Raw genomic sequence first — 18,743 nt, forward strand, 5'->3', positions numbered from 1 at the left:
GTACTGGAGGACCGAACCCATATCTGTTGCAATAGATCGGGATGACTTGTGGCTAGGGGTGAAAGGCCAATCAAACTTGGAGATAGCTGGTTCTCCGCGAAATCTATTTAGGTAGAGCGTCGACCGAATACCCCCGGGGGTAGAGCACTGAATGGGCTATGGGGACTCACCGTCTTACTGATCCTAATCAAACTCCGAATACCGGGGAGTACTAGTCGGCAGACACACGGCGGGTGCTAACGTCCGTCGTGGAGAGGGCAACAACCCTGACCACCATCTAAGGTCCCTAAGTTATGGCTAAGTGGGAAAGGATGTGAGGATCCCAAAACAACCAGGATGTTGGCTTAGAAGCAGCCATCATTTAAAGAAAGCGTAACAGCTCACTGGTCTAAATAAGGGTCTTTGCGCCGAAAATGTACCGGGGCTAAAGCCATACACCGAAGCTGTGGATGCACATTTGTGCGTGGTAGCGGAGCGTTCCGTAAGCCTGTGAAGGGACAGTCGTGAGACATCCTGGAGGTATCGGAAGTGAGAATGCTGACATGAGTAACGATAAAGGGAGTGAGAGACTCCCTCGCCGAAAGTCCAAGGGTTCCTGCTTAAAGTTAATCTGAGCAGGGTTAGCCGGCCCCTAAGGCGAGGCCGAAAGGCGTAGTCGATGGGAACCACGTTAATATTCGTGGGCCTGCAGGTAGTGACGGATTGCGTGTGTTGTGAGGTCTTATTGGATTGATCTTGCAGCGAAGCGGTTCCAGGAAATAGCTCCTGCATATAGACCGTACCCTAAACCGACACTGGTGGACTGGTAGAGAATACCAAGGCGCTTGAGAGAACTGCGTTGAAGGAACTCGGCAAAATGCACGCGTAACTTCGGAAGAAGCGTGACCTCCATTTAGGCAACTAGGTGGGGGTGGCACAGACCAGGGGGTAGCGACTGTTTACCAAAAACACAGGGCTCTGCGAAGTCGCAAGACGACGTATAGGGTCTGACGCCTGCCCGGTGCTGGAAGGTTAAGAGGAGATGTGCAAGCATTGAATTGAAGCCCCAGTAAACGGCGGCCGTAACTATAACGGTCCTAAGGTAGCGAAATTCCTTGTCGGGTAAGTTCCGACCTGCACGAATGGCGTAACGACTTCCCCGCTGTCTCCAACGCAGACTCAGTGAAATTGAATTCCCCGTGAAGATGCGGGGTTCCTGCGGTTAGACGGAAAGACCCCGTGCACCTTTACTATAGCTTTACACTGGCATTCGTGACGACATGTGTAGGATAGGTGGTAGACTTTGAAGCAGGGGCGCCAGCCTTTGTGGAGTCAACCTTGAAATACCACCCTTGTTTTTATGGATGTCTAACTGCGGCCCGTTATCCGGGTCCAGGACCGTGTATGGTGGGTAGTTTGACTGGGGCGGTCGCCTCCTAAAGAGTAACGGAGGCGCGCGATGGTAGGCTCAGAACGGTCGGAAATCGTTCGTCGAGTGCAATGGCATAAGCCTGCCTGACTGCAAGACTGACAAGTCGAGCAGAGACGAAAGTCGGTCATAGTGATCCGGTGGTCCCGCGTGGAAGGGCCATCGCTCAACGGATAAAAGGTACGCCGGGGATAACAGGCTGATGACCCCCAAGAGTCCATATCGACGGGGTTGTTTGGCACCTCGATGTCGACTCATCGCATCCTGGGGCTGGAGCAGGTCCCAAGGGTATGGCTGTTCGCCATTTAAAGCGGTACGTGAGTTGGGTTCAGAACGTCGTGAGACAGTTCGGTCCCTATCTGCCGTGGGTGTAGGAATATTGATAGGATCTGTCCCTAGTACGAGAGGACCGGGATGGACGTATCTCTGGTGGACCTGTTGTCGTGCCAACGGCATAGCAGGGTAGCTATATACGGACGGGATAACCGCTGAAGGCATCTAAGCGGGAAACCCACCTAAAAACGAGTATTCCCTATCAGAGCCGTGGAAGACTACCACGTTGATAGGCCGGGTGTGGAAGTGCGGCAACGCATGTAGCTTACCGGTACTAATAGCTCGATCGACTTGATCACTCCCATTTACAATATCCATCAAGCAAAGCTTGATGGATATCAGCTTTAACTTCTGTCCTCACGCTGTCGCGGCTAAAGCCGCTTCGCTCCGGACAGGGCGCCGGAAAACCGGCGGCACGCAGTCGCGTGCTTATTGTTTGTCAGCGCTCTATAAGAGCGTTGATGCTATCAGCACGAAAGACGGAAAGAGCAGAGGAAACAGTGAGCTAACATACTCCCTTACTGCCCTATTCCCCTACTCCCCTAACCAGCTTCTCATATTTGTGTTCTTCGCCGACCTGGTGGTTATGGCGGAGCGGCTGCACCCGATCCCATTCCGAACTCGGCCGTGAAACGCTCCAGCGCCAATGGTACTTTGTCTTAAGACACGGGAGAGTAGGTCGCTGCCAGGTCTGCCAAGCACACAAATCAAAACATCTTCTCAGCAAAACATGCAAAACAGTTCGCATCAGCGTCAGGCGCCAAAAAAATACCCAAACCAGTTCATAATAAACACCCTGGCGCGGGGTGGAGCAGCCTCTTCCGACCGCAGCCGGCACAGCCAGCGAGGACGGAAAACAAAACAAGACCGGGCGTAAGCACGGCACTCAAAAGTTTATCGCGGGGTGGAGCAGCCCGGTAGCTCGTCAGGCTCATAACCTGAAGGCCGCAGGTTCAAATCCTGCCCCCGCAACCAGTTAGAACCCAAAACCCTCAATCAATTCAAATAGTTGGCTGAGGGTTTTTGTTTTCCAAAAATTATCATAACACACCGAAATCTCATTTTATCAGTTATAACAGTGCCTTAGCTAAAACAGGTTCAAATCGGGGGTAACGAACCACGCAACCACATACAATTGTTATGGGTGAGACATTTTGATCTCGTCGGCTCATGGTGCAACATGCCTGTTAACGACATCGCGCTGGAAATGGCCTCACCGCAGGGCGTTCCCGTGAGCGGTCCAGGCATAACCGCTTCAAATTGCAAGATAGCCCTGGGGACGTCGGCACTCAGTCACGCCGCATCGCATTGCGACATTTTCAAAACATCCCAATCTATGACAGCCCAACCGGCCCGCTTATCCTGGTTTCACAGGGAACGCGAATTATCGGGCAATATGATGCCGGCGTGCAGTTCGGGCAGCGCCGCATCCTCCTCGTCTGGAACCGCCTGATCTTGCCCAATGGCCGCTCCATCGTGTTGGAACGCTAGCCGGTGCTGACGCTTCCGGCTATACCGGGCTTGAGGATGGCGTCTATTACCATTGGTGGGATTTGAGGAAGGCAGCCGGCCTGTCAACGCTGCTCGGCATCGGCACGGAACTGGCGACTGACTACGAGGACAGGCTGATCCGTGCCATCCGCGACGGGGCACAGGACACCATCAATCAGGCCAGGCAGCAGATCGTCCAGTGCCAGTTGCAGGTCGCGCCGACGCTAACCATCCCGTCGGGCTTCCCGGTCAGGGTCATCGTGACGCGGGTTTTAGTTCTCGAACCATACAGGGACTGACCATGACAAAGCTGAAACTCGGTCTTCTTGCCGACGACAAGCCGATGAAAGTGGCGGTGGAATTGCCCGCGCAGTTCCACGGTGACCTCATCGACTACGGCGCTCTGTTGGCCGATAGCGGTGCGCCCAGCGGGCCTGCCAGACTGATCGTGCCCTTGCTGAAGCGGTTCATCGCCACGGATCGCGGTTTCGCCAAGGCGCGGAAGCAAGTCAATCCATCAAGTAACGCCACTTGACCATGCGTTCGCCCAGATCGATGGTTTCGCCATCGATGCTGAAGCGGCCATCGCCCTGATGGTGGATGAGCCGCTTTTCCTGCCGCGCATTGTCGACCGAGATGTGCCGGACCTCCAGTACGAACAGGTTATAGCGTTGCGACCAGCCATCATCTGCGATGCGGCATTCGAGATTGGCCCAGCATTCACTCACCGTGAGCGCGACGAACATCCCACCTTTTCTTTTGTGAATGATGCCGCGAGATAAGCTCCTTCATTGATAGGAGCGGACCGGGATGATTGGAGATCGCGCTGATGCCATGCTTGAAGACATGGATGAAGCCAGGCATGAGGGAAAGTATCGTCGGATCGAGGTGATTACCGGCCGGCGGCAGCGGCGGAATTGGACTGACGAGGAGAAGGCGCGGATCCTTGCGGAAAGCGCGGAACCTGATGTTAACATCTCGGCCGTTGCCCGGCGCTGGGGCGTCAATCGCGGCTTGCTGAACGTCTGGCGCCGGGACGCTGGGCTGACCTCTCAACGATCTGCGAGGTCCAGTGCGCAGCAGGCGATGTTCGTGCCGGTGACGGTAGTTGGCGATCGAACGCCGGCTCCAGGCTCGCCGTCAGATGTCGCCCACTTTGCCGCGGGTCGAATTGAGATCGAGATTGCTGGCGCGCGCATGACGGTTATCGGCCCGGTAGCACCTGAACTGGCGCAAGCGATGGTGGCGGCCTTGCGAGGTCGCCGGTGATCGGAGTTTCGCCGAGTGGCGTGAAGATCATGGTGGCTACGCAACCGGTCGACTTCCGGCGCGGCATGAATGGCCTTGTGGCTTTGGTGGCGTCAGCGCTCGCGGCCGATCCCTATTGTGGCGACGTGTTCGTTTTCCGCGCCAAGCGTCTGGATCGACTTCGCTGCATTTACTGGGATGGGTCAGGCATGATCCTGGCGACAAAGTGGTTGGAGAGCGGAAAGTTTGTTTGGCCCCCGATCCGCGATGGTGCGATGCAGATGAGTGCCCAGGAGTTCTCGCTTTTGCTAGCTGGCATTGACTGGACGCGGGTCAAGCGAAACGCGGTGAGACGACCCTCAAAAGTAGGCTGATCCTATTGGTTTTGCTTGAAGATTCAGGCTAATATGATAGGGTCGGTCATGCTGCTTCGACCCGATCCCTTGCCCCAGGATGCTGCGCAATTGACCCGGATCATTCTCTTACTCGACGAAGAGAATGCCGATCTCAAAGCGCGTATTGCCTTCCTTGAGCGCCAGCTCTTCGGGACGAAATCGGAGAAGATGACGATCATCGATCCAGCCCAGGCAACGCTCGACCTGGGCGATCTAAGCGATATTCCCGTTGCAGCCAATGACGATGCCGCACCGGCCGGTGAAGACAAAACACAGGCACGGCGATCGTCTGCCCGCAATATCGGCCGCTTGCCCAAGCATCTTCCGCGCTATGAAGAGATCATTGAGCCGGAGAGCAAGATTTGCCCCTGCTGTTCGTTCGAACTGCATTGCATCGGCACGGACGTCAGCGAGGCGCTCGACATCGTACCTGCTGTTGTCCGGGTCAAACGGACGATCCGGCCGCGCTATGCATGCCGGGCCTGTGAGAGTGCCATCGTGCAAGCACCTGCACCGGCGCGCGTGATGGACGGTGGCATGGTGACCACGGCGTTTGCCGCGCATGTCGCTGTTTCGAAGTTTGCCTGGCATCTCCCGCTCAATCGACAGGCGCAAATGCTGGCCTCCTGCGGTGTCATCATCGATCGCGGTACGCTTGGCGCCTGGGTGATGCGGGTCGCCTGGTGGCTGGAGCTTCTCTATGACGCGCTTACCGCCTTTATCCGCTCGCAGCCGAGAGTGTTCTGTGACGAGACGCCGTTGCCGCGGCTCGAGCCGGGGCGCAAACGAACCAAGGTCTGCCAGTTATGGGCGCAGGCGGTTGACGACCGTCCCTGGAATGGTCCGGCACCGCCGGCCGTGGCCTATATCTTTGCCGAAAGCCGCAGCGCCCGCGAGATCGAGGGGCAATTGTCGTCGTTTACCGGCGTGCTTCAAGTCGATGGATACCAAGCCTATAAAACCATGGTCAAACGTCGGGGCAAGAGCAATGTCGCACCCATGCGGCTGGCCTTCTGCCTTGCTCATGCGCGGCGCAAGTTCGTCGATGTCGTCAAGCTGACGGGTTCTTCGGAGGCTTTGTCGATCCTTGCCAGGATTGCGGAAGTCTATCGGATCGAAGCAAAACTGCGCGGCGAAAGCGCCGATACCCGGCTCGTCGTGAGACGTCGCGAGGCTGCTCCAGTCATGAGAGAGCTGAAAGTCCACCTCACCGAACTGCGCGACGAGGTGTCGGCGAAATCGGCGCTTGGCAAGGCCGTCAGCTACACGCTCAACCATTGGAGCGGGTTGACAGCCTGCCTTGATGATGGCCGGGTCGAGATCGATTCCAATGTGGTCGAGCGTTCAATGAAATCCGTGGCCCTGACGAGGAAGAATTCGCTGTTCGTGGGCAACGAGCGGGGTGGAAAGACTTTCGCTGTCCTCGCATCGCTCGTCAACACCTGTAAACTGAATGGTGTGGACCCCGAGGTCTGGCTTGCCGATGTGCTGGAGCGCATCATCTCCGGCAAAGTGAAAGCCAACGAAATGGAAAGTCTCCTGCCGTGGGCCTGGAAGGCTGAGCGTGAAGCGATGACGCAGCAGGAGCGACGGGCGGCATGATGCACAACAGCCAGGGGACGACGGATCGACCGAAGCTTGATGACGCGGCGTTCGAAGCCTTTATCAGGGGACGCCGTCCGGCATCGCCAATCTGGTCAATGAGCGGTCTCGATGGTTATCTTACGGCTCTGATCATTGGCCCAAAGTTCATCGACCCACGCAAATGGATCCCGGAACTGACTGGCCCGGACGCCCTGAACCTGCCGATGGAAACAACCGAACATCGGGCCGTGCAGACGATCGTTGCGGAATATAACCGTATCTCGGGGAGCCTCTCTGAAACCCCGAAAGACTACCGGCCCAGGTTCACCAGGATCGATGATCAAACCTTTGATCCGTTCGATTGGGACCTCTGCTTTTTGCTGGCAACAGGATACGCGCCGAGACTTTGGCAGCCGGTTCTTCGCGGTCATGCCGTCACCGGCGATATCATTGCGCCAATTCGCAAGCTCGGCGAGACAAAACGCAAAGCCACCCGCCAGGATGCCGCTGACGTCGCTGAAGCACTCGTCAATATCCGAACCTATTTTATGCCGAAGCGGGCAAAGCAAAAGTTTTGACTGCCAGCCGGAAATCCATTCCGTCAATCACGAAAGACGTGGGCTATTCGTTGCGCTCACCACTCACCAGCGGCGCGCTCACGGTTTTTGCTGCGACGGGTGTCAGGTCGAAACGCTCGAATTTATCGACCGTGTCCCCTGAACAATTGCCGATATCGACCACCTTTTCCGCCAGATCGACGGTTGGCACGGCCAGCACGCATTCACGGCTTTCCATAAGCGCCTCATGGCTATGATCCCACGGACCGATGACGACGCCGACCAATGCCGGATCGTGGCTTATCATCATGTGGAAGCCCATGGTCATAAGGTTGGCGCGACCGTCCACCCCGTACGTCGATACCAGCAGGATGGGGCCGGATTCGAGAATGCGATAGGCCTTTTCAGCCGGAAATTCGTCAAACATGATACAGATCCATCGTGAATTTGATGGCACGCCGCAAGCCATGCCTGCGGTGCGCCTCATTCATGCGGTCAATCGTCGAAATCTGTGGCGTCTGAAGCGCCGCGCCAAGCATCGAGATCCTTGTGTATGGCTTCCATCTTCTGTTCGGCCAAAGTGTTTGCGATCTTGCCCGCAAAGAGATGCACCGGCGGCTCGGCCACACTTGCGGCCTGCATGATCAGCGTCGCCACTTTCTCCGGATCGCCCGCCTGCTTGCCGTCCAACTCATTCATATGCAGGTCGAGCGAAGCCTGCGCTTCAGTATAATCGGCGATGGAATGCTCGGCCACCACCAGACTGTCCTTCGACAGGAAGCCGGTGCGCACCGGGCCGGGATAGACGACAGTCGCCTTGATGCCGAGTTCCGCAAGTTCAGCGGCGAGGGTTTCGGTCAGCCCTGCTAGCGCAAACTTGCTGGCGACATAGCTACCCCAGCCGGCATAGCTGCCCTGAAAGCCGACAATGGAAGCCACATTGAAGATGTGGCCGCTGCGCTGCCGACGCAGATGCGGCAATGAATGGCGCAGCACATGCAGGGGCGCGAAGACATTGACGTCGAAATTGCGCCGCAGTTCGGCGTCGGAGAGTGCCTCGACGGCTCCCTGTTGGCCGTAGCCCGCATTGTTGACCACGCGGTCGATGCGACCGAAGGTGGCGATGGTCTTGTCGATGGCGGCTTTCACTCTTGCCTCGCTGACGAGATCGACTTCCAGTGCCAGAAATTGCGCGCTGTCGTCGCCAAATGCCTGCCGCAGGCTTTCGAGCGTGCGCGAGGTGGCGGCCACGCTATCGCCTTTGGCCATGGCCTTCCGCGCCAGAGACAGGCCGATGCCGCGCGCAGCCCCCGTGATGAACCAGACCTTGTTTTGAGTTTGTTGCTGCATGAATGGATACTCCTGTTGTTTGTTGATTATTGAATGGCCACGCTCATCCCGCCATCGGCCATGACGATGGCTCCCACTATGTAGCTTGCGCGGTCCGAGGCGAGGAAAGCGACCACTTCAGCGATTTCCTCAGGGGAAGCAGCGCGACCGATTGGTGCTTTGCGGCCATGTTCGGCAAGATAGGCGCGGCCATCTGGCTGGATTGCATTCGTGATATTGGTCACTGCATCACCTGAGCCGACCGCATTGACGCGGATGCTGTGGCCGATGGCCTCAAGCGCCAACGTGCGGGTGAGTTGCGCCAGCGCGCCCTTGGATGCCGCATAGGCGGCAATGCCGGGAAAGGACTGGAAGCAGGCATAGGAGCCTATATTGACGATTGCCCCGCGTCGGGCAGGCATCATCGCCCGCATGGCTTCGCGCGAAAACAGGAAGGCACCAGTCGCGTTGACCGCAAGCACCTGGTTCCACTCATCAAGGCTCATCTCGGCCAAGGGCCGGTTGATGATGATACCGGCATTGTTAACCAGAATATCCAGCTGCCCGAATTCTGAAAGCGCTGTATCCACCGCACGTGCCGAGCTTGCTTCCTGCGCGACGTCCGCAACCAGCGGCACGATGCTGTCGCGGGCGAGGGCCTTGACATTATCGCCACGGCCGACCGCCACGATACGTGCGCCTTGAGCGTGAAGAAGCTCGACTGTCGCAAGGCCGATACCGCTGGCGGCACCGGTGACGATAGCGACCTTGCCTGCAAAGGGCAGGTCGTGTTGGGGTGATGTTGTCATTGTCTGTGACATGATAGTCCTTGTCGATTGGGATTTGTCGCTCAAAAGGGGCTGGCAGTGGGACGCACGATGATTTCGCTGACATCCACGTCGTCGGGTTGCGAGATCGCATAGGCGATTGCCTGCGCCACCGCCTGCGGGGGCAGGGCAACACGGCGAAACTCCAGCATGGCGGCGCGCGCCGTTTCATCGGTGATGTGATCCGCCAGTTCCGATTGCACGACACCGGGACTGATGACGCTCACCCGAATCTGGTCGGTTTCCTGACGCAGACCATCTGAAATGGCACGTACTGCAAACTTGCTTGCACAATAGACTGCGGCAGTGGGCGAGACGGCATGCGCGCCGATTGAGGCGATGTTGATGATGTGCCCTTTGCCCTCTGCCTGCATGACCGGCAGGACGGCTGCAATGCCGTGCAATACGCCCTTTATATTGACGTCGATCATGCGGTTCCACTCATCGACCTTTAGCGCCGCCAGAGGGGAAAGCGGCATGACGCCGGCATTGTTGATCAGCACGTCGATTTGCCCATGCCGTTCGCGCGCGAAATCGGCCATGCGCTGAAGGTCTTCAAGCCGTGTGACGTCGAGTGCCAGGGCGTCAACCTGCCGGCCTTCGGTCCGTAATTCTTCCTGCAATACTGCAAGACGTTCGGTACGGCGTGCACCTATGACGAGATGATGGCCCATTCGGGCCAGATGGCGGGCGGTGGCTTCGCCAATGCCGCTGCTGGCACCAGTCAACAGAATGACTTTGGCATCAGGTGATATATCCATGTTTTCTTCCTCCTTTCCTGCAGCAGTCGCATGCGGCACCGCAGAGGGTGTTTGAACGAGAAGGAAGTTAGTTAGACGATGCGGAACGAGCTAGACCAAGAGCTCTTGTATTATTGCCTAAAACTATTTATTTTAATGTCTATTGCCGACAGTATGTGTGTTATTGTATCCATTTTGTATGGATAACCACCACATAAATACGAGAGAATTCAAGTCGGATACCTCGCGGCAAGCCGAGATGGCGTCGCTGATCCGGCAGCTTGCTCCGCATGAGGGTCATACGAAATCGCTGCTTGATGGCGTCCGCCTCATGCGGGCGGATCGCCCGCTGGGCCGCACGCCGGTGCTGTATGAGCCCAGCATCGTGATCGTCTGTCAGGGGCACAAACGCGGCTATCTGGCCAATCAGGTCTATCAATACGATGCACAGCATTATTTGGTGCTGTCCGTCCCGCTGCCTTTCTCGACAGAGACGGATGCCAGTCCCGAAGAGCCTTTGCTGGCTGTCTCCGTTCGTCTCGACATGACCGCCGTGGCCGATCTGATCATCGAGGTCGATCAGCAGGCCAGCAGCCCGGCAAGTCCGCCCGCCGGTATCGTCTCCACACCATTGGACGCCACGCTGGCCGATACGACGGTGCGCCTGCTTCGCGCATTGTGTTCGCCGCTGGAAGCAAGGGTGCTGGGGCCTGCCATCGTTCGCGAATTGTGTTTCCGCGTTCTGGTGGGCGGGCAGGGCGGTGCGATCCGGGCAGCCTTGGCAAGCCATGGCAATTTCGGCCGCATCGCGCGTGTTCTGCGGCGCATTCATAGCGATTACGCCCAGCCGCTCGATGTGGGCTCGCTGGCAAATGAAGCGGGCCTTAGCACTCCCGCCTTCCATGCCCATTTCAAGGCGGTTACAGCAACCTCGCCCATTCAATATATCAAGTCTGTCCGCCTGCATCAGGCGCGCCTTATGATGATCCGCGACGATGTAACGGCAGCAGCGGCTGCGGCACGGGTCGGCTATGAAAGCGCGTCACAGTTCAACCGCGAGTTCAAACGGCTTTTCGGTCGCAGTCCCGGAGAGGAAGCGCGCGAAATGCGCTCCGCATTCGCGCTCATGGCGCCTGCGCAACTGGAAGCTGTCGCGGTTACGCATTGACCGAAAGATCTGGACAGACGGCGAAAGTCAGCCTGTCTTCCCATCCAGACATTGACGCAATAGCTTTGCGGCATAGTCCGTGGTGGGCGGTGTTTTCGTAAACAATATCCGGTAGATCACCGGTGCCACGACCCGGTCGAGCACGGTTTCTGCGTCGGGCGGGGTTGCGCCTTGCCGGACACCGCGAGCAATGATGCTGGCGAGGTTGCGCAGGATACATTCCGTGCATTGGCCCGCACGTTCGGTCGAGCTTCCGGCCAGCGCTTCGCGCAGCAATGCGCGTCCGGGGCCTGAACTCATCTCGTCCACGAACTGTTCAAGCCAGAGCCCAAGATCGCTTTGCCAGTCGCCGCTATCCGCCGGCAGCGCATCGGCCTGAAACTGCCGCACGGCGACATCGGCCAGCAATTGCGAAAGATCACCCCAACGGCGGTAGATGGTCGAGGGCGTGACGCCTGCGCGGGCCGCGATCATCGGCACGGTGATCTCGGATGCGGCCTTTTCCTGCCGCAGTGTTTCCACGGCTTCCAGAACGGCGGCCTGTATCCGCGCCGCGCGGCCTCCCGGTCGGCTGATTGGGGCAGGGGCTGTATCTGTCTGATCTCTCAAGGACAATTCAAGGTCTTCCACGGTACGGCGTGACGCATCAAACTGACCACTAACGCAAATAATTTGCTTTAGTGGTCAGTTTGCGCTACAAACGCAACAAATTCGCTTTTAGCATGGAATCGCTGACATGACCACCCTTTGTAACGAGACGCGGGGCGGGGCGGAAAGTTCATCCGCCCTTGCTTTGCACGGCCTCACCATCATTCTGTTTTTCGCGGCATCGAGCATGACGACGCCGCTGTTTCCGCTTTATCAGGCAAGCTGGGGCATTTCGGCCTTTCTGATCAGCGTGATTTTCGCGATCTATGTCGGAACGCTGCTCGTCTCGCTGTTGTTTCTGGGAGCTTTATCCAACCATTATGGCCGACGGTCTGTCATCGTGGCGGCGCTCGCGGTGGAATGTGTTGCCCTTGTCATGTTCCTCGTTGCTGACAGCGGAAGCTGGCTGGTGGCGGCGCGTCTGGTTCAGGGTTTTGCCACAGGTATTGCGACCACGGCGGTTGCGGCAGCGCTTCTGGATGTCGATCACAAGACAGGCGCGGTGATCAACAGTCTGGCGCCTATGGTTGGCATGGCATTGGGCGCGATCGGGGCAGGTGTTCTGGTCCAGTTCGCGCCGTTACCCTTGCGGCTGGTCTATGCACTGACCCTGGGGCTTTCCCTGATCCAAATACTGCGCACCTTGCTTTCAGCGGAGACTTTCCAGAACAGAATCAGCAAAGGCTTATCCCTGCGTCCAAAGGTCGAGATTCCGACCGAGGTGCGAGCCATGTTTCTCCGCATCATCCCGCTGAATGTCGCGGTCTGGGGATTGGGCGCGCTGTTTCTGTCGCTGTTGCCCGGGCTTCTGCACGAAATGGCGGCAGGACCGTCGATGGCGTGGCTGAGTGGTGCTGCGGTCGGAATTCTGACTCTGGCGGGTGCGGGTGCCGTCATGCTGTTCCGCCATCATTCGGCAACAACGGCGCGCAACTGGGCGGGGCTGGCGATTATTGCCGGAACCGGGATCGTCCTGCTCGGTACGCTATTTCACAGCCCTGTCTTGCTTCTGTTCGGTTCACTGCCGACCGGCATCGGCTTTGGCGCTGGCTTCCTTGGCGTCTTGCGCGGTCTTGTGGCGCGGGCAAGGCCCGAAGAACGTGCCGGCCTGATCTCGTCCTTCTACATAGCCAGCTATCTGCCGAACGCGCTTCTGGCGATGATAGCCGGATATGCCGCAGGCCACATCGGCGTTTTCCATACCGTGCTGGGCTTTGGCGTCTTCATCATCCTTATGGCAGGCTTGTCGCTTGCCGTGAGCGTGGATGAGCCAGATTGAGCGGTGCCTCCGCACTATCGGAAAGAACGCTTCAGCCCCTCAATGAAGCTTCGGGTGCGGATGGAAAGGTGACGCCTGCTGGGATAAATCGCATGGATGGCGGCTTCGCTCATAGCGGTTTTCGGCAGGATTTCCACCAGCTTGCCGTCCGTGATATCTTGTTCAACGATGAACGAGGGCAGAAGTGCGATCCCAAGGCCCGCGAGGGCGGCCACACGGATCGCGTCGCCGCTGTCAAAGCGGATATGGACACCTCCTTCAATCGTAATGGGCAGATCATCCTCACGGAGCAGGTTCCATACCGTTGACGTGGTGCCCAGGCCGTAAATTAACCGTTGATGATGCCTAAGCTCATCAGTACTGGCCGGTTTGCCCCGTTTGAGGAGATAGTCCGGTGACGCATAAAGTCCCAGCCGCGTCCGGTCGATCACCTGCGTGATATACTGCCCGCTTGTCGCGACTGACCCGACCCGGATCGCAAGGTCAAAGCCCTCTTCGACCAGATCGACCATCCGGTCGGTGAAGCTCACTTCCACAGCTAGATCGGGCGCGGTTTCGAGATAAGTCGCGAGGTAAGGAATGATTTTCGCCTTTCCGTAACCTTCCGAGACCGTCAGGCGCAATGTGCCGCGAGGCTGAAGCCGGTTGGGACGAATGCTTGCCTCGGCCTCGGCAAGGTCTTCGAGCAGTTGCCTGCTTCGGTGGTAGAATTCATGGCCCTCGGTTGTCAGGGAAAGGCGGCGGGTGGTGCGGTGGAACAGCCGCGTTCCAAGGTAAGCCTCCAGCCGCGCCAGCGCCTTACCCGCCGCAGAACGGGTCAATCCCACCGCCTTTCCACCCCCGACAAAGCTGCCGGCTTCTGCCACGGCGACAAAGATGCGCAACGCCCCGAGATCAAGCTCGGAAGCAGCGGGCAGATGTTTCGCGATGTCACGGCGCTGCATTGGGGAAACCTGTTCGTCAATCGAAGGTCCATATAACTCATTGTCGAACAGATTATGAAAGGTATTTAAATGTCCTCCCAGAATACGCTTCCCGAAAATGCACAGGCGGCCCTCAACGGCTGGATCGAGGCCGCGGGTCCCGTTGTAGAAAAGATTTACGGCACGTCAGAAGCCAGTTGGGCGCAAGTCCGTACTGATTATATGAGCGGTCTTGGCCACCTGTTTCCCGCGATGAAAGACGTTTCCTATGGAACCGCGACGCTGGATTCCGTGCCGACGATGACGGCTGTTCCCGAAGGCCCGGAACCTCAACGGGTCTTGCTCTATATCCACGGCGGCGGATATGTTCATGGCGGCGTTGAAGGCTATCGCGGTTTGACCGGGCGGCTGGCAAAGGCCTTGAATGCAAAAATCTACGCACCCGATTATCGTCAGGCACCGGAATTTCCGTTTCCAACCCCGATTGATGATGTGTTTGCCGCCTATCGTGCGCTGCTTTCATCAGGCGTTGATCCGAAAAACCTCGTTCTTGCGGGCGATTCCGCTGGCGGTGCGATGGTTGTCACAATGATGCGCAAGGCCCGCGATGCGGGGATCGCATTGCCTGTGGCGGGTGCTGCTTTTTCACCTTGGGCCAATCTAACTCATAGTGGCCTGTCCGCCACTGTCCGCGACGGTATTGATCCGCTTTGCAGCGTCGAATTTTTGAATAAGCTGGCGCGGATGTTCCTTGCCGGGGAATTGCCGACACATCCTGATGCCTCTCCAGTTTTCGCAGATTTACACGATCTGGCACCGGTGCTGATCCAGATCGGTGAAAACGAGGTAATGCTCAGCGATGCAATCCGCCTTGCATCCAATCTGGGTGAGGCTCGTGTGCGCGTGTCGCTTGAAGTGTGGCCGGGTATGTTTCATGTCTGGCATCTGCTGGCCGGTGTCCTGCCTGAAGCGGATCAAGCGATTCTCAATGCCGTCCGGTTTCTTGATGATGCGCTGACTTCAAAGGCCCGTACAGGGCTTTAATCCGCGATTGGTGAAACATTTGGTAGCGCTGGCCATTCGACGGATTAGCTGCGGATTTTGCCGTGCATTCTTCGATACGTGAGCGCCTCGCCCTTGCCGATCAGACAGGTCCAGCGTCTTCAGCGCTTCGATGATTTCGTCATATGAGACGGCCTTATCGGTTCCAGGATAAAGGCGAAGGGCCGGACTGGAATCGATGGCAAAGATGTCGGATGCCCACGACGCAAGAATGGCGCGTTTCTCGTCTATGTCGATATCGTCGGCTGCAAGAACGTCTCGGGGATGACCGAAATGTTGGGCCGGATGATGCAGATGCTCGGCGCTAATTGCTGCTGGTTTCTCCGGAATCGAATTTTCCAATCTTTCCTTTCTCATAGCTTGACCCCCTTTGATGCCAGGTGGATGGTTTCGGTTGCATGTGGCGCAAGTCGTTAGTGCGCCCGGTGATCGAACACGCCTCGCGCGGCCTCGACCATTGTTTTTAGATGGCTCGGTTCGCGAACACCTTGCCTGTATAATTCCACAGTGATGGCCGCCATTCGCTCCGCTTCCTCAGTCTCCTTGGCAACGCCAGCTCTCGATCGAATGTCATCGAAAACCCTCTGACAGACAACAAGGTCTCTGGAATAGAGTGGTTGGGGTGGGCGCTTGATTGTATTCTGAACCATTTTTATCTCCTCATTGGAGGCTCGCCCCCAGCGGGGGCGAGCCTAAGACAATCGCTTAGAAATCCATGCCGGCGCTAGCCGGTAGGGCTGGAGCGGCCTCCTTTTTGGGCTTCTCCGCTATCATCGCTTCCGTTGTCACCAGAAGACCGGCAACCGAGGCTGCGTCCTGCAGCGCAGTGCGCACAACCTTGACCGGATCGATGACACCCTGAGCATAAAGATCACCATATTCGCCGGTCTGGGCGTTCCAGCCATAGGAGAAGTCGGTTTTTTCACGCAGTTTGCCGACAATGATCGAACCTTCGGCACCGGCATTTTCGGCGATCTGGCGAACAGGTGCTTCAATCGCCCGTCGCACGATCTCGACGCCGACACGCTGATCGTCGTTCGCGATCGGAAGGTCCTCGAGCGCCTTAACGGCGCGCAGGAGAGCGACACCGCCACCCGGGAGAATGCCTTCCTCTACCGCGGCGCGGGTCGCATGCAGCGCATCGTCGACGCGGTCCTTTTTCTCCTTCACTTCGACTTCCGTCGAGCCACCGACGCGGATGACGGCAACGCCCCCGGCAAGCTTGGCAAGACGTTCCTGTAGCTTTTCGCGGTCGTAGTCGGAGGTTGTCTCCTCGATCTGAGCCCGAATCTGCGCAACGCGGCCATCGATTTCCGCCTTGGAACCGACGCCATCGATAATGGTGGTGTTCTCCTTCTCGATCGCCACTCTCTTCGCCCGGCCGAGCATGTTGAGGGTGACGTTTTCCAACTTGATGCCGAGGTCTTCCGAGATCACGGTTCCTCCCGTCAGGATGGCGATGTCTTCCAGCATGGCCTTGCGACGGTCGCCGAAGCCAGGAGCCTTGACGGCAGCTATCTTGAGACCGCCACGCAGCTTGTTGACGACAAGCGTTGCAAGAGCTTCCCCTTCGACGTCTTCAGCGATGATGACGAGCGGTTTGCCGGACTGGACGACGGCTTCGAGAACCGGCAGCATCGCCTGCAGGTTCGACAACTTCTTCTCATGGATCAGGATATAGGGATCTTCCAGTTCCACCCGCATCTTGTCTTGGTTGGTGACGAAGTAGGGGCTGAGATAGCCGCGATCGAACTGCATGCCTTCGACGACTTCGAGTTCGGTTTCAGCGGTCTTGGCTTCTTCGACAGTTATAACACCTTCGTTGCCGACTTTCTCCATCGCCTCGGCAAGATAACGACCGATCTCCGTATCTCCGTTGGCGGAGATGGTACCAACTTGAGCAATTTCGGAATTGCTGGTGATCTTGCGGGCGTTGGTCTTCAACTCCTTGACAACCGCATCGACGGCGAGATCGATGCCACGCTTCAGGTCCATCGGATTCATGCCGGAGGCGACGGCCTTGGCGCCTTCCTTAACGATGGCCTGGGCAAGCACGGTCGCGGTTGTCGTGCCGTCGCCGGCGAGATCGTTCGTCTTCGATGCCACTTCGCGCAGCATCTGGGCGCCCATGTTCTCGAACTTGTCTTCCAGTTCAATTTCCTTGGCGACGGAAACGCCGTCCTTGGTTATACGAGGGGCACCGAAGGACTTGTCGATCACGACATTGCGGCCCTTTGGACCGAGCGTGACCTTCACGGCATTGGCCAGCACGTCAACTCCCCGCAGCATGCGTTCACGGGCATCGGTGTGGAACTTGACTTCTTTCGCAGCCATTTTTTCTAACTCCTCAATAGGCAGCTATGTGACTGATGGGTTGGATTGACGGGTTATCGCCTCAGGCAGCTTTTTTCTGCTCTGCCTGGGTTTCGATGATGCCCATGACATCGCTTTCCTTCATGATCAGCAGGTCTTCGCCGTTGATCTTGATCTCGGTGCCGGACCATTTGCCGAACAGGATGCGGTCGCCGGCCTTGACGTCGAGCGCCTGGATCTGGCCGGCATCGTTGCGCGCGCCGGGACCTACGGCGATGACTTCGCCTTCCTGCGGCTTTTCCTTGGCGGTGTCGGGAATGATGATGCCGCCCTTGGTCTTTTCTTCGGATTCGACCCGGCGGACGAGAATGCGATCATGAAGCGGTCGGAACGACATGTTTTCCTCCGTTGAGCAAAAATGATGACGTTGTTCCCTCTGGCCGGACCGAATGATCGGTCCGGGCGGGTGCAAAACCTCAAGTCGAGCATTTTGCGCAAAATGATCTGGTTTTGAGATTTTTCGATTTCAAGAGGGAGAAACGAAAAAATTAGCACTCGTCTTCTGATGCTACTAACATACTGGAAAGGAACAATAAACGGCGCGATTGCGTTTAAAAATCCGTTGATGGTCGTGAAATTTTGCGACACACTTCACAGTGTCATGAAACGGAGATGAAGCATGCAATTCTCATCGGATCTGGAACGTCAGCTCAATGGCTACGGCCTCACCACCGCGCACATCCTCTATCGCATTCCTGATTTCGAATCCGTGCTGCAGACCTATGTCTGGCAGGACTACGATCTGGCACCCGATTTTCCTGAGATGCACAGGTTCCTGGATTTCTGGCAGTCCAGGCTTGAAGGCCCGCTCCATTCTGTCCGCTATACGCATCAGTGCTTGATCGGACCGAATGAATGGCGCCGCGTCGAAGGCGAGTTCAAGCTTCACTGAGGTCTTGAACAGAAATTTGCTCTATCCTAGCTCTGTCGTGACCGAGGCTTGATGAGATCGGTCAATATCCCACGTCTGTTCAGAGTGAGACCGGATAGGGAAGAGAAGAGAAGATAAAACTCATCAAAGACCTCAGCATCAAGGAACGCGAAGAGGTCTTTGCCGACGTCGCGCGTGTCCTGCAGGGGACCGCTTGCGAGGCTTATGTCGAAGGCAACCGCCATTACACGCAGGCAGAGAACACGCATAGTCATTCGACCGTTCTGCATGTTGGTAGTGCTGTAGCCGTACAAGGGAACGAACAATCTCACTAAAATTCAATGCAGGCCGAGGCATTGGTATTTCAGCTAAAAATCGACGTTTCAGCAGGCAATGCTCCTGTAGAGGCACGCTTCCATCCCACTTCGATCGGGTGTCTATTGGCATTTGGGAAATCGCGAAGATCGGTGCGTCGGTGGCTTCGGGAACAGATTTGCAGGCGACAGG

20 protein-coding genes, 1 tRNA gene, 2 rRNA genes and 2 pseudogenes (1 of these 25 running past the window's edge) are annotated in these 18,743 nt (G+C 57.2%); 13 read left to right on the forward strand and 12 right to left on the reverse strand.

Translation table 11 applies throughout. The features are described 5' to 3' along the window. The 5 genes and pseudogenes from MKS82_RS26740 to MKS82_RS26760 form a co-directional block, all read left to right on the forward strand. Positions 1-2,040, forward strand: a 23S ribosomal RNA gene (locus MKS82_RS26740) (it extends 847 nt beyond the left edge of the window). Between the two features lie 277 nt (positions 2,041-2,317). Continuing rightward, a 5S ribosomal RNA gene (gene rrf / locus MKS82_RS26745) occupies positions 2,318-2,432 on the forward strand. Between the two features lie 207 nt (positions 2,433-2,639). After that, positions 2,640-2,716, forward strand: a tRNA-Met gene (locus MKS82_RS26750). Positions 2,717-3,073: 357 nt separating this feature from the next. Continuing rightward, positions 3,074-3,531 (forward strand): annotated as a pseudogene (locus tag MKS82_RS26755) (TrbI/VirB10 family protein); the annotation flags it as partial. Positions 3,532-3,533: 2 nt separating this feature from the next. Next, a complete protein-coding gene (locus MKS82_RS26760) occupies positions 3,534-3,767 on the forward strand; it encodes a DUF2274 domain-containing protein (protein WP_109987542.1) in 234 nt (77 codons plus the stop codon). Here MKS82_RS26760 and MKS82_RS26765 read toward each other — a convergent pair. Beyond that, the gene (locus tag MKS82_RS26765; RefSeq protein WP_240579480.1) at positions 3,742-3,978 is read right to left on the reverse strand and encodes a flavin reductase; all 237 of its coding nucleotides are present in this window, start codon (positions 3,976-3,978) and stop codon (positions 3,742-3,744) included. The genes MKS82_RS26760 and MKS82_RS26765 overlap by 26 nt on opposite strands. A gap of 64 nt (positions 3,979-4,042) precedes the next feature. On the opposite strand from MKS82_RS26765, the gene tnpA reads away from it, so the two are divergent. From tnpA to MKS82_RS26785, 4 genes are read left to right on the forward strand one after another with little or no spacing between them, the layout of a single operon-like run. Continuing rightward, the gene (gene tnpA / locus MKS82_RS26770; protein WP_168436537.1) at positions 4,043-4,501 is read left to right on the forward strand and encodes an IS66-like element accessory protein TnpA; all 459 of its coding nucleotides are present in this window, start codon (positions 4,043-4,045) and stop codon (positions 4,499-4,501) included. Then, entirely contained in the window at positions 4,498-4,854 is a 357-nt protein-coding gene (tnpB, locus tag MKS82_RS26775) for an IS66 family insertion sequence element accessory protein TnpB (RefSeq protein WP_105528926.1), read from the forward strand. The genes tnpA and tnpB overlap by 4 nt, the downstream gene beginning before the upstream one ends. Before the next feature lie 48 nt (positions 4,855-4,902). Continuing rightward, entirely contained in the window at positions 4,903-6,477 is a 1,575-nt protein-coding gene (gene tnpC, locus MKS82_RS26780; protein ID WP_151607717.1) for an IS66 family transposase, read from the forward strand. Continuing rightward, the gene (locus MKS82_RS26785; protein ID WP_105528924.1) at positions 6,474-7,037 is read left to right on the forward strand and encodes a UPF0149 family protein; all 564 of its coding nucleotides are present in this window, start codon (positions 6,474-6,476) and stop codon (positions 7,035-7,037) included. Before tnpC ends, MKS82_RS26785 begins: the two co-directional genes overlap by 4 nt. Before the next feature lie 61 nt (positions 7,038-7,098). On the opposite strand, the pseudogene MKS82_RS26790 reads toward MKS82_RS26785, so the two are convergent. The 4 genes and pseudogenes from MKS82_RS26790 to MKS82_RS26805 all read right to left on the reverse strand — a co-directional run. After that, positions 7,099-7,443: pseudogene (locus MKS82_RS26790) on the reverse strand (flavin reductase family protein); the annotation flags it as partial. Between the two features lie 68 nt (positions 7,444-7,511). Continuing rightward, on the reverse strand, positions 7,512-8,366 hold the full coding sequence (locus tag MKS82_RS26795) for an SDR family oxidoreductase (protein WP_109987540.1): 855 nt from the start codon (positions 8,364-8,366) through the stop codon (positions 7,512-7,514). A 26-nt stretch (positions 8,367-8,392) separates the two neighbouring features. Continuing rightward, a complete protein-coding gene (locus MKS82_RS26800; RefSeq protein ID WP_109987539.1) occupies positions 8,393-9,166 on the reverse strand; it encodes an SDR family NAD(P)-dependent oxidoreductase in 774 nt (257 codons plus the stop codon). A 29-nt stretch (positions 9,167-9,195) separates the two neighbouring features. Continuing rightward, positions 9,196-9,933, reverse strand: coding sequence for an SDR family oxidoreductase (locus MKS82_RS26805; RefSeq protein ID WP_109987538.1), 738 nt, complete (start codon positions 9,931-9,933; stop codon positions 9,196-9,198). 238 nt (positions 9,934-10,171) lie between these two features. On the opposite strand from MKS82_RS26805, the gene MKS82_RS26810 reads away from it, so the two are divergent. Then, positions 10,172-11,080 carry an AraC family transcriptional regulator gene (locus MKS82_RS26810; RefSeq protein ID WP_109987537.1) on the forward strand — a complete coding sequence of 303 codons (909 nt, stop codon included), beginning with the start codon at positions 10,172-10,174 and terminating at the stop codon, positions 11,078-11,080. Positions 11,081-11,107: 27 nt separating this feature from the next. On the opposite strand, the gene MKS82_RS26815 is transcribed toward MKS82_RS26810, so the two are convergent. Beyond that, complete coding sequence (locus MKS82_RS26815) at positions 11,108-11,689, reverse strand: TetR/AcrR family transcriptional regulator (RefSeq protein WP_162995101.1); 582 nt, start codon at positions 11,687-11,689, stop codon at positions 11,108-11,110. A 127-nt stretch (positions 11,690-11,816) separates the two neighbouring features. Between MKS82_RS26815 and MKS82_RS26820 the strand changes: the two genes are divergently transcribed. Next, positions 11,817-13,007: an MFS transporter gene (locus MKS82_RS26820; protein WP_109987535.1), complete on the forward strand. Its 1,191-nt coding sequence runs from the start codon at positions 11,817-11,819 to the stop codon at positions 13,005-13,007. A gap of 14 nt (positions 13,008-13,021) precedes the next feature. Here MKS82_RS26820 and MKS82_RS26825 read toward each other — a convergent pair whose 3' ends face one another. Next, positions 13,022-13,951, reverse strand: a complete 930-nt coding sequence (locus MKS82_RS26825; protein WP_181394274.1) for a LysR family transcriptional regulator — start codon at positions 13,949-13,951, stop codon at positions 13,022-13,024. Positions 13,952-14,020: 69 nt separating this feature from the next. On the opposite strand from MKS82_RS26825, the gene MKS82_RS26830 reads away from it, so the two are divergent. Next, positions 14,021-14,974: an alpha/beta hydrolase gene (locus MKS82_RS26830; protein ID WP_109987534.1), complete on the forward strand. Its 954-nt coding sequence runs from the start codon at positions 14,021-14,023 to the stop codon at positions 14,972-14,974. On the opposite strand, the gene MKS82_RS26835 is transcribed toward MKS82_RS26830, so the two are convergent. From MKS82_RS26835 to groES, 4 genes are all read right to left on the reverse strand, one after another. After that, entirely contained in the window at positions 14,951-15,349 is a 399-nt protein-coding gene (locus tag MKS82_RS26835; RefSeq protein WP_109987533.1) for a hypothetical protein, read from the reverse strand. The two genes, MKS82_RS26830 and MKS82_RS26835, sit on opposite strands and share 24 nt — an antisense overlap. Before the next feature lie 56 nt (positions 15,350-15,405). Further along, the gene (locus tag MKS82_RS26840; protein ID WP_109987532.1) at positions 15,406-15,642 is read right to left on the reverse strand and encodes a hypothetical protein; all 237 of its coding nucleotides are present in this window, start codon (positions 15,640-15,642) and stop codon (positions 15,406-15,408) included. Positions 15,643-15,697: 55 nt separating this feature from the next. Beyond that, positions 15,698-17,326, reverse strand: coding sequence for a chaperonin GroEL (gene groL, locus MKS82_RS26845; protein WP_109987531.1), 1,629 nt, complete (start codon positions 17,324-17,326; stop codon positions 15,698-15,700). A 61-nt stretch (positions 17,327-17,387) separates the two neighbouring features. Continuing rightward, positions 17,388-17,702, reverse strand: a complete 315-nt coding sequence (groES, locus tag MKS82_RS26850; RefSeq protein WP_006471526.1) for a co-chaperone GroES — start codon at positions 17,700-17,702, stop codon at positions 17,388-17,390. A 282-nt stretch (positions 17,703-17,984) separates the two neighbouring features. Between groES and MKS82_RS26855 the strand changes: the two genes are divergently transcribed. Continuing rightward, positions 17,985-18,257 carry an usg protein gene (locus MKS82_RS26855; RefSeq protein ID WP_006469958.1) on the forward strand — a complete coding sequence of 91 codons (273 nt, stop codon included), beginning with the start codon at positions 17,985-17,987 and terminating at the stop codon, positions 18,255-18,257. A gap of 26 nt (positions 18,258-18,283) precedes the next feature. Here the strand turns inward: MKS82_RS26855 and MKS82_RS26860 are convergent, their stop codons facing one another. Continuing rightward, positions 18,284-18,511 carry a hypothetical protein gene (locus MKS82_RS26860; RefSeq protein WP_109987530.1) on the reverse strand — a complete coding sequence of 76 codons (228 nt, stop codon included), beginning with the start codon at positions 18,509-18,511 and terminating at the stop codon, positions 18,284-18,286. Positions 18,512-18,743 lie beyond the last annotated feature (232 nt).

Source organism: Ochrobactrum sp. A-1 (genome assembly GCF_022488005.1).
Lineage (GTDB): Bacteria > Pseudomonadota > Alphaproteobacteria > Rhizobiales > Rhizobiaceae > Brucella.

Coding starts and splice junctions, on each gene's coding strand:
- MKS82_RS26760 (WP_109987542.1), top strand. CDS start 3,534: ATGACAAAGCTGAAACTCGGTCTTCTTGCCGACGACAAGCCGATGAAA.
- MKS82_RS26765 (WP_240579480.1), bottom strand. CDS start 3,978: ATGTTCGTCGCGCTCACGGTGAGTGAATGCTGGGCCAATCTCGAATGC.
- tnpA (WP_168436537.1), top strand. CDS start 4,043: ATGATTGGAGATCGCGCTGATGCCATGCTTGAAGACATGGATGAAGCC.
- tnpC (WP_151607717.1), top strand. CDS start 4,903: ATGCTGCTTCGACCCGATCCCTTGCCCCAGGATGCTGCGCAATTGACC.
- MKS82_RS26785 (WP_105528924.1), top strand. CDS start 6,474: ATGATGCACAACAGCCAGGGGACGACGGATCGACCGAAGCTTGATGAC.
- MKS82_RS26795 (WP_109987540.1), bottom strand. CDS start 8,366: ATGCAGCAACAAACTCAAAACAAGGTCTGGTTCATCACGGGGGCTGCG.
- MKS82_RS26800 (WP_109987539.1), bottom strand. CDS start 9,166: ATGTCACAGACAATGACAACATCACCCCAACACGACCTGCCCTTTGCA.
- MKS82_RS26805 (WP_109987538.1), bottom strand. CDS start 9,933: ATGGATATATCACCTGATGCCAAAGTCATTCTGTTGACTGGTGCCAGC.
- MKS82_RS26810 (WP_109987537.1), top strand. CDS start 10,172: ATGGCGTCGCTGATCCGGCAGCTTGCTCCGCATGAGGGTCATACGAAA.
- MKS82_RS26820 (WP_109987535.1), top strand. CDS start 11,817: ATGACCACCCTTTGTAACGAGACGCGGGGCGGGGCGGAAAGTTCATCC.
- MKS82_RS26825 (WP_181394274.1), bottom strand. CDS start 13,951: ATGCAGCGCCGTGACATCGCGAAACATCTGCCCGCTGCTTCCGAGCTT.
- MKS82_RS26830 (WP_109987534.1), top strand. CDS start 14,021: ATGTCCTCCCAGAATACGCTTCCCGAAAATGCACAGGCGGCCCTCAAC.
- MKS82_RS26835 (WP_109987533.1), bottom strand. CDS start 15,349: ATGAGAAAGGAAAGATTGGAAAATTCGATTCCGGAGAAACCAGCAGCA.
- MKS82_RS26840 (WP_109987532.1), bottom strand. CDS start 15,642: ATGGTTCAGAATACAATCAAGCGCCCACCCCAACCACTCTATTCCAGA.
- groL (WP_109987531.1), bottom strand. CDS start 17,326: ATGGCTGCGAAAGAAGTCAAGTTCCACACCGATGCCCGTGAACGCATG.
- groES (WP_006471526.1), bottom strand. CDS start 17,702: ATGTCGTTCCGACCGCTTCATGATCGCATTCTCGTCCGCCGGGTCGAA.
- MKS82_RS26855 (WP_006469958.1), top strand. CDS start 17,985: ATGCAATTCTCATCGGATCTGGAACGTCAGCTCAATGGCTACGGCCTC.
- MKS82_RS26860 (WP_109987530.1), bottom strand. CDS start 18,511: ATGACTATGCGTGTTCTCTGCCTGCGTGTAATGGCGGTTGCCTTCGAC.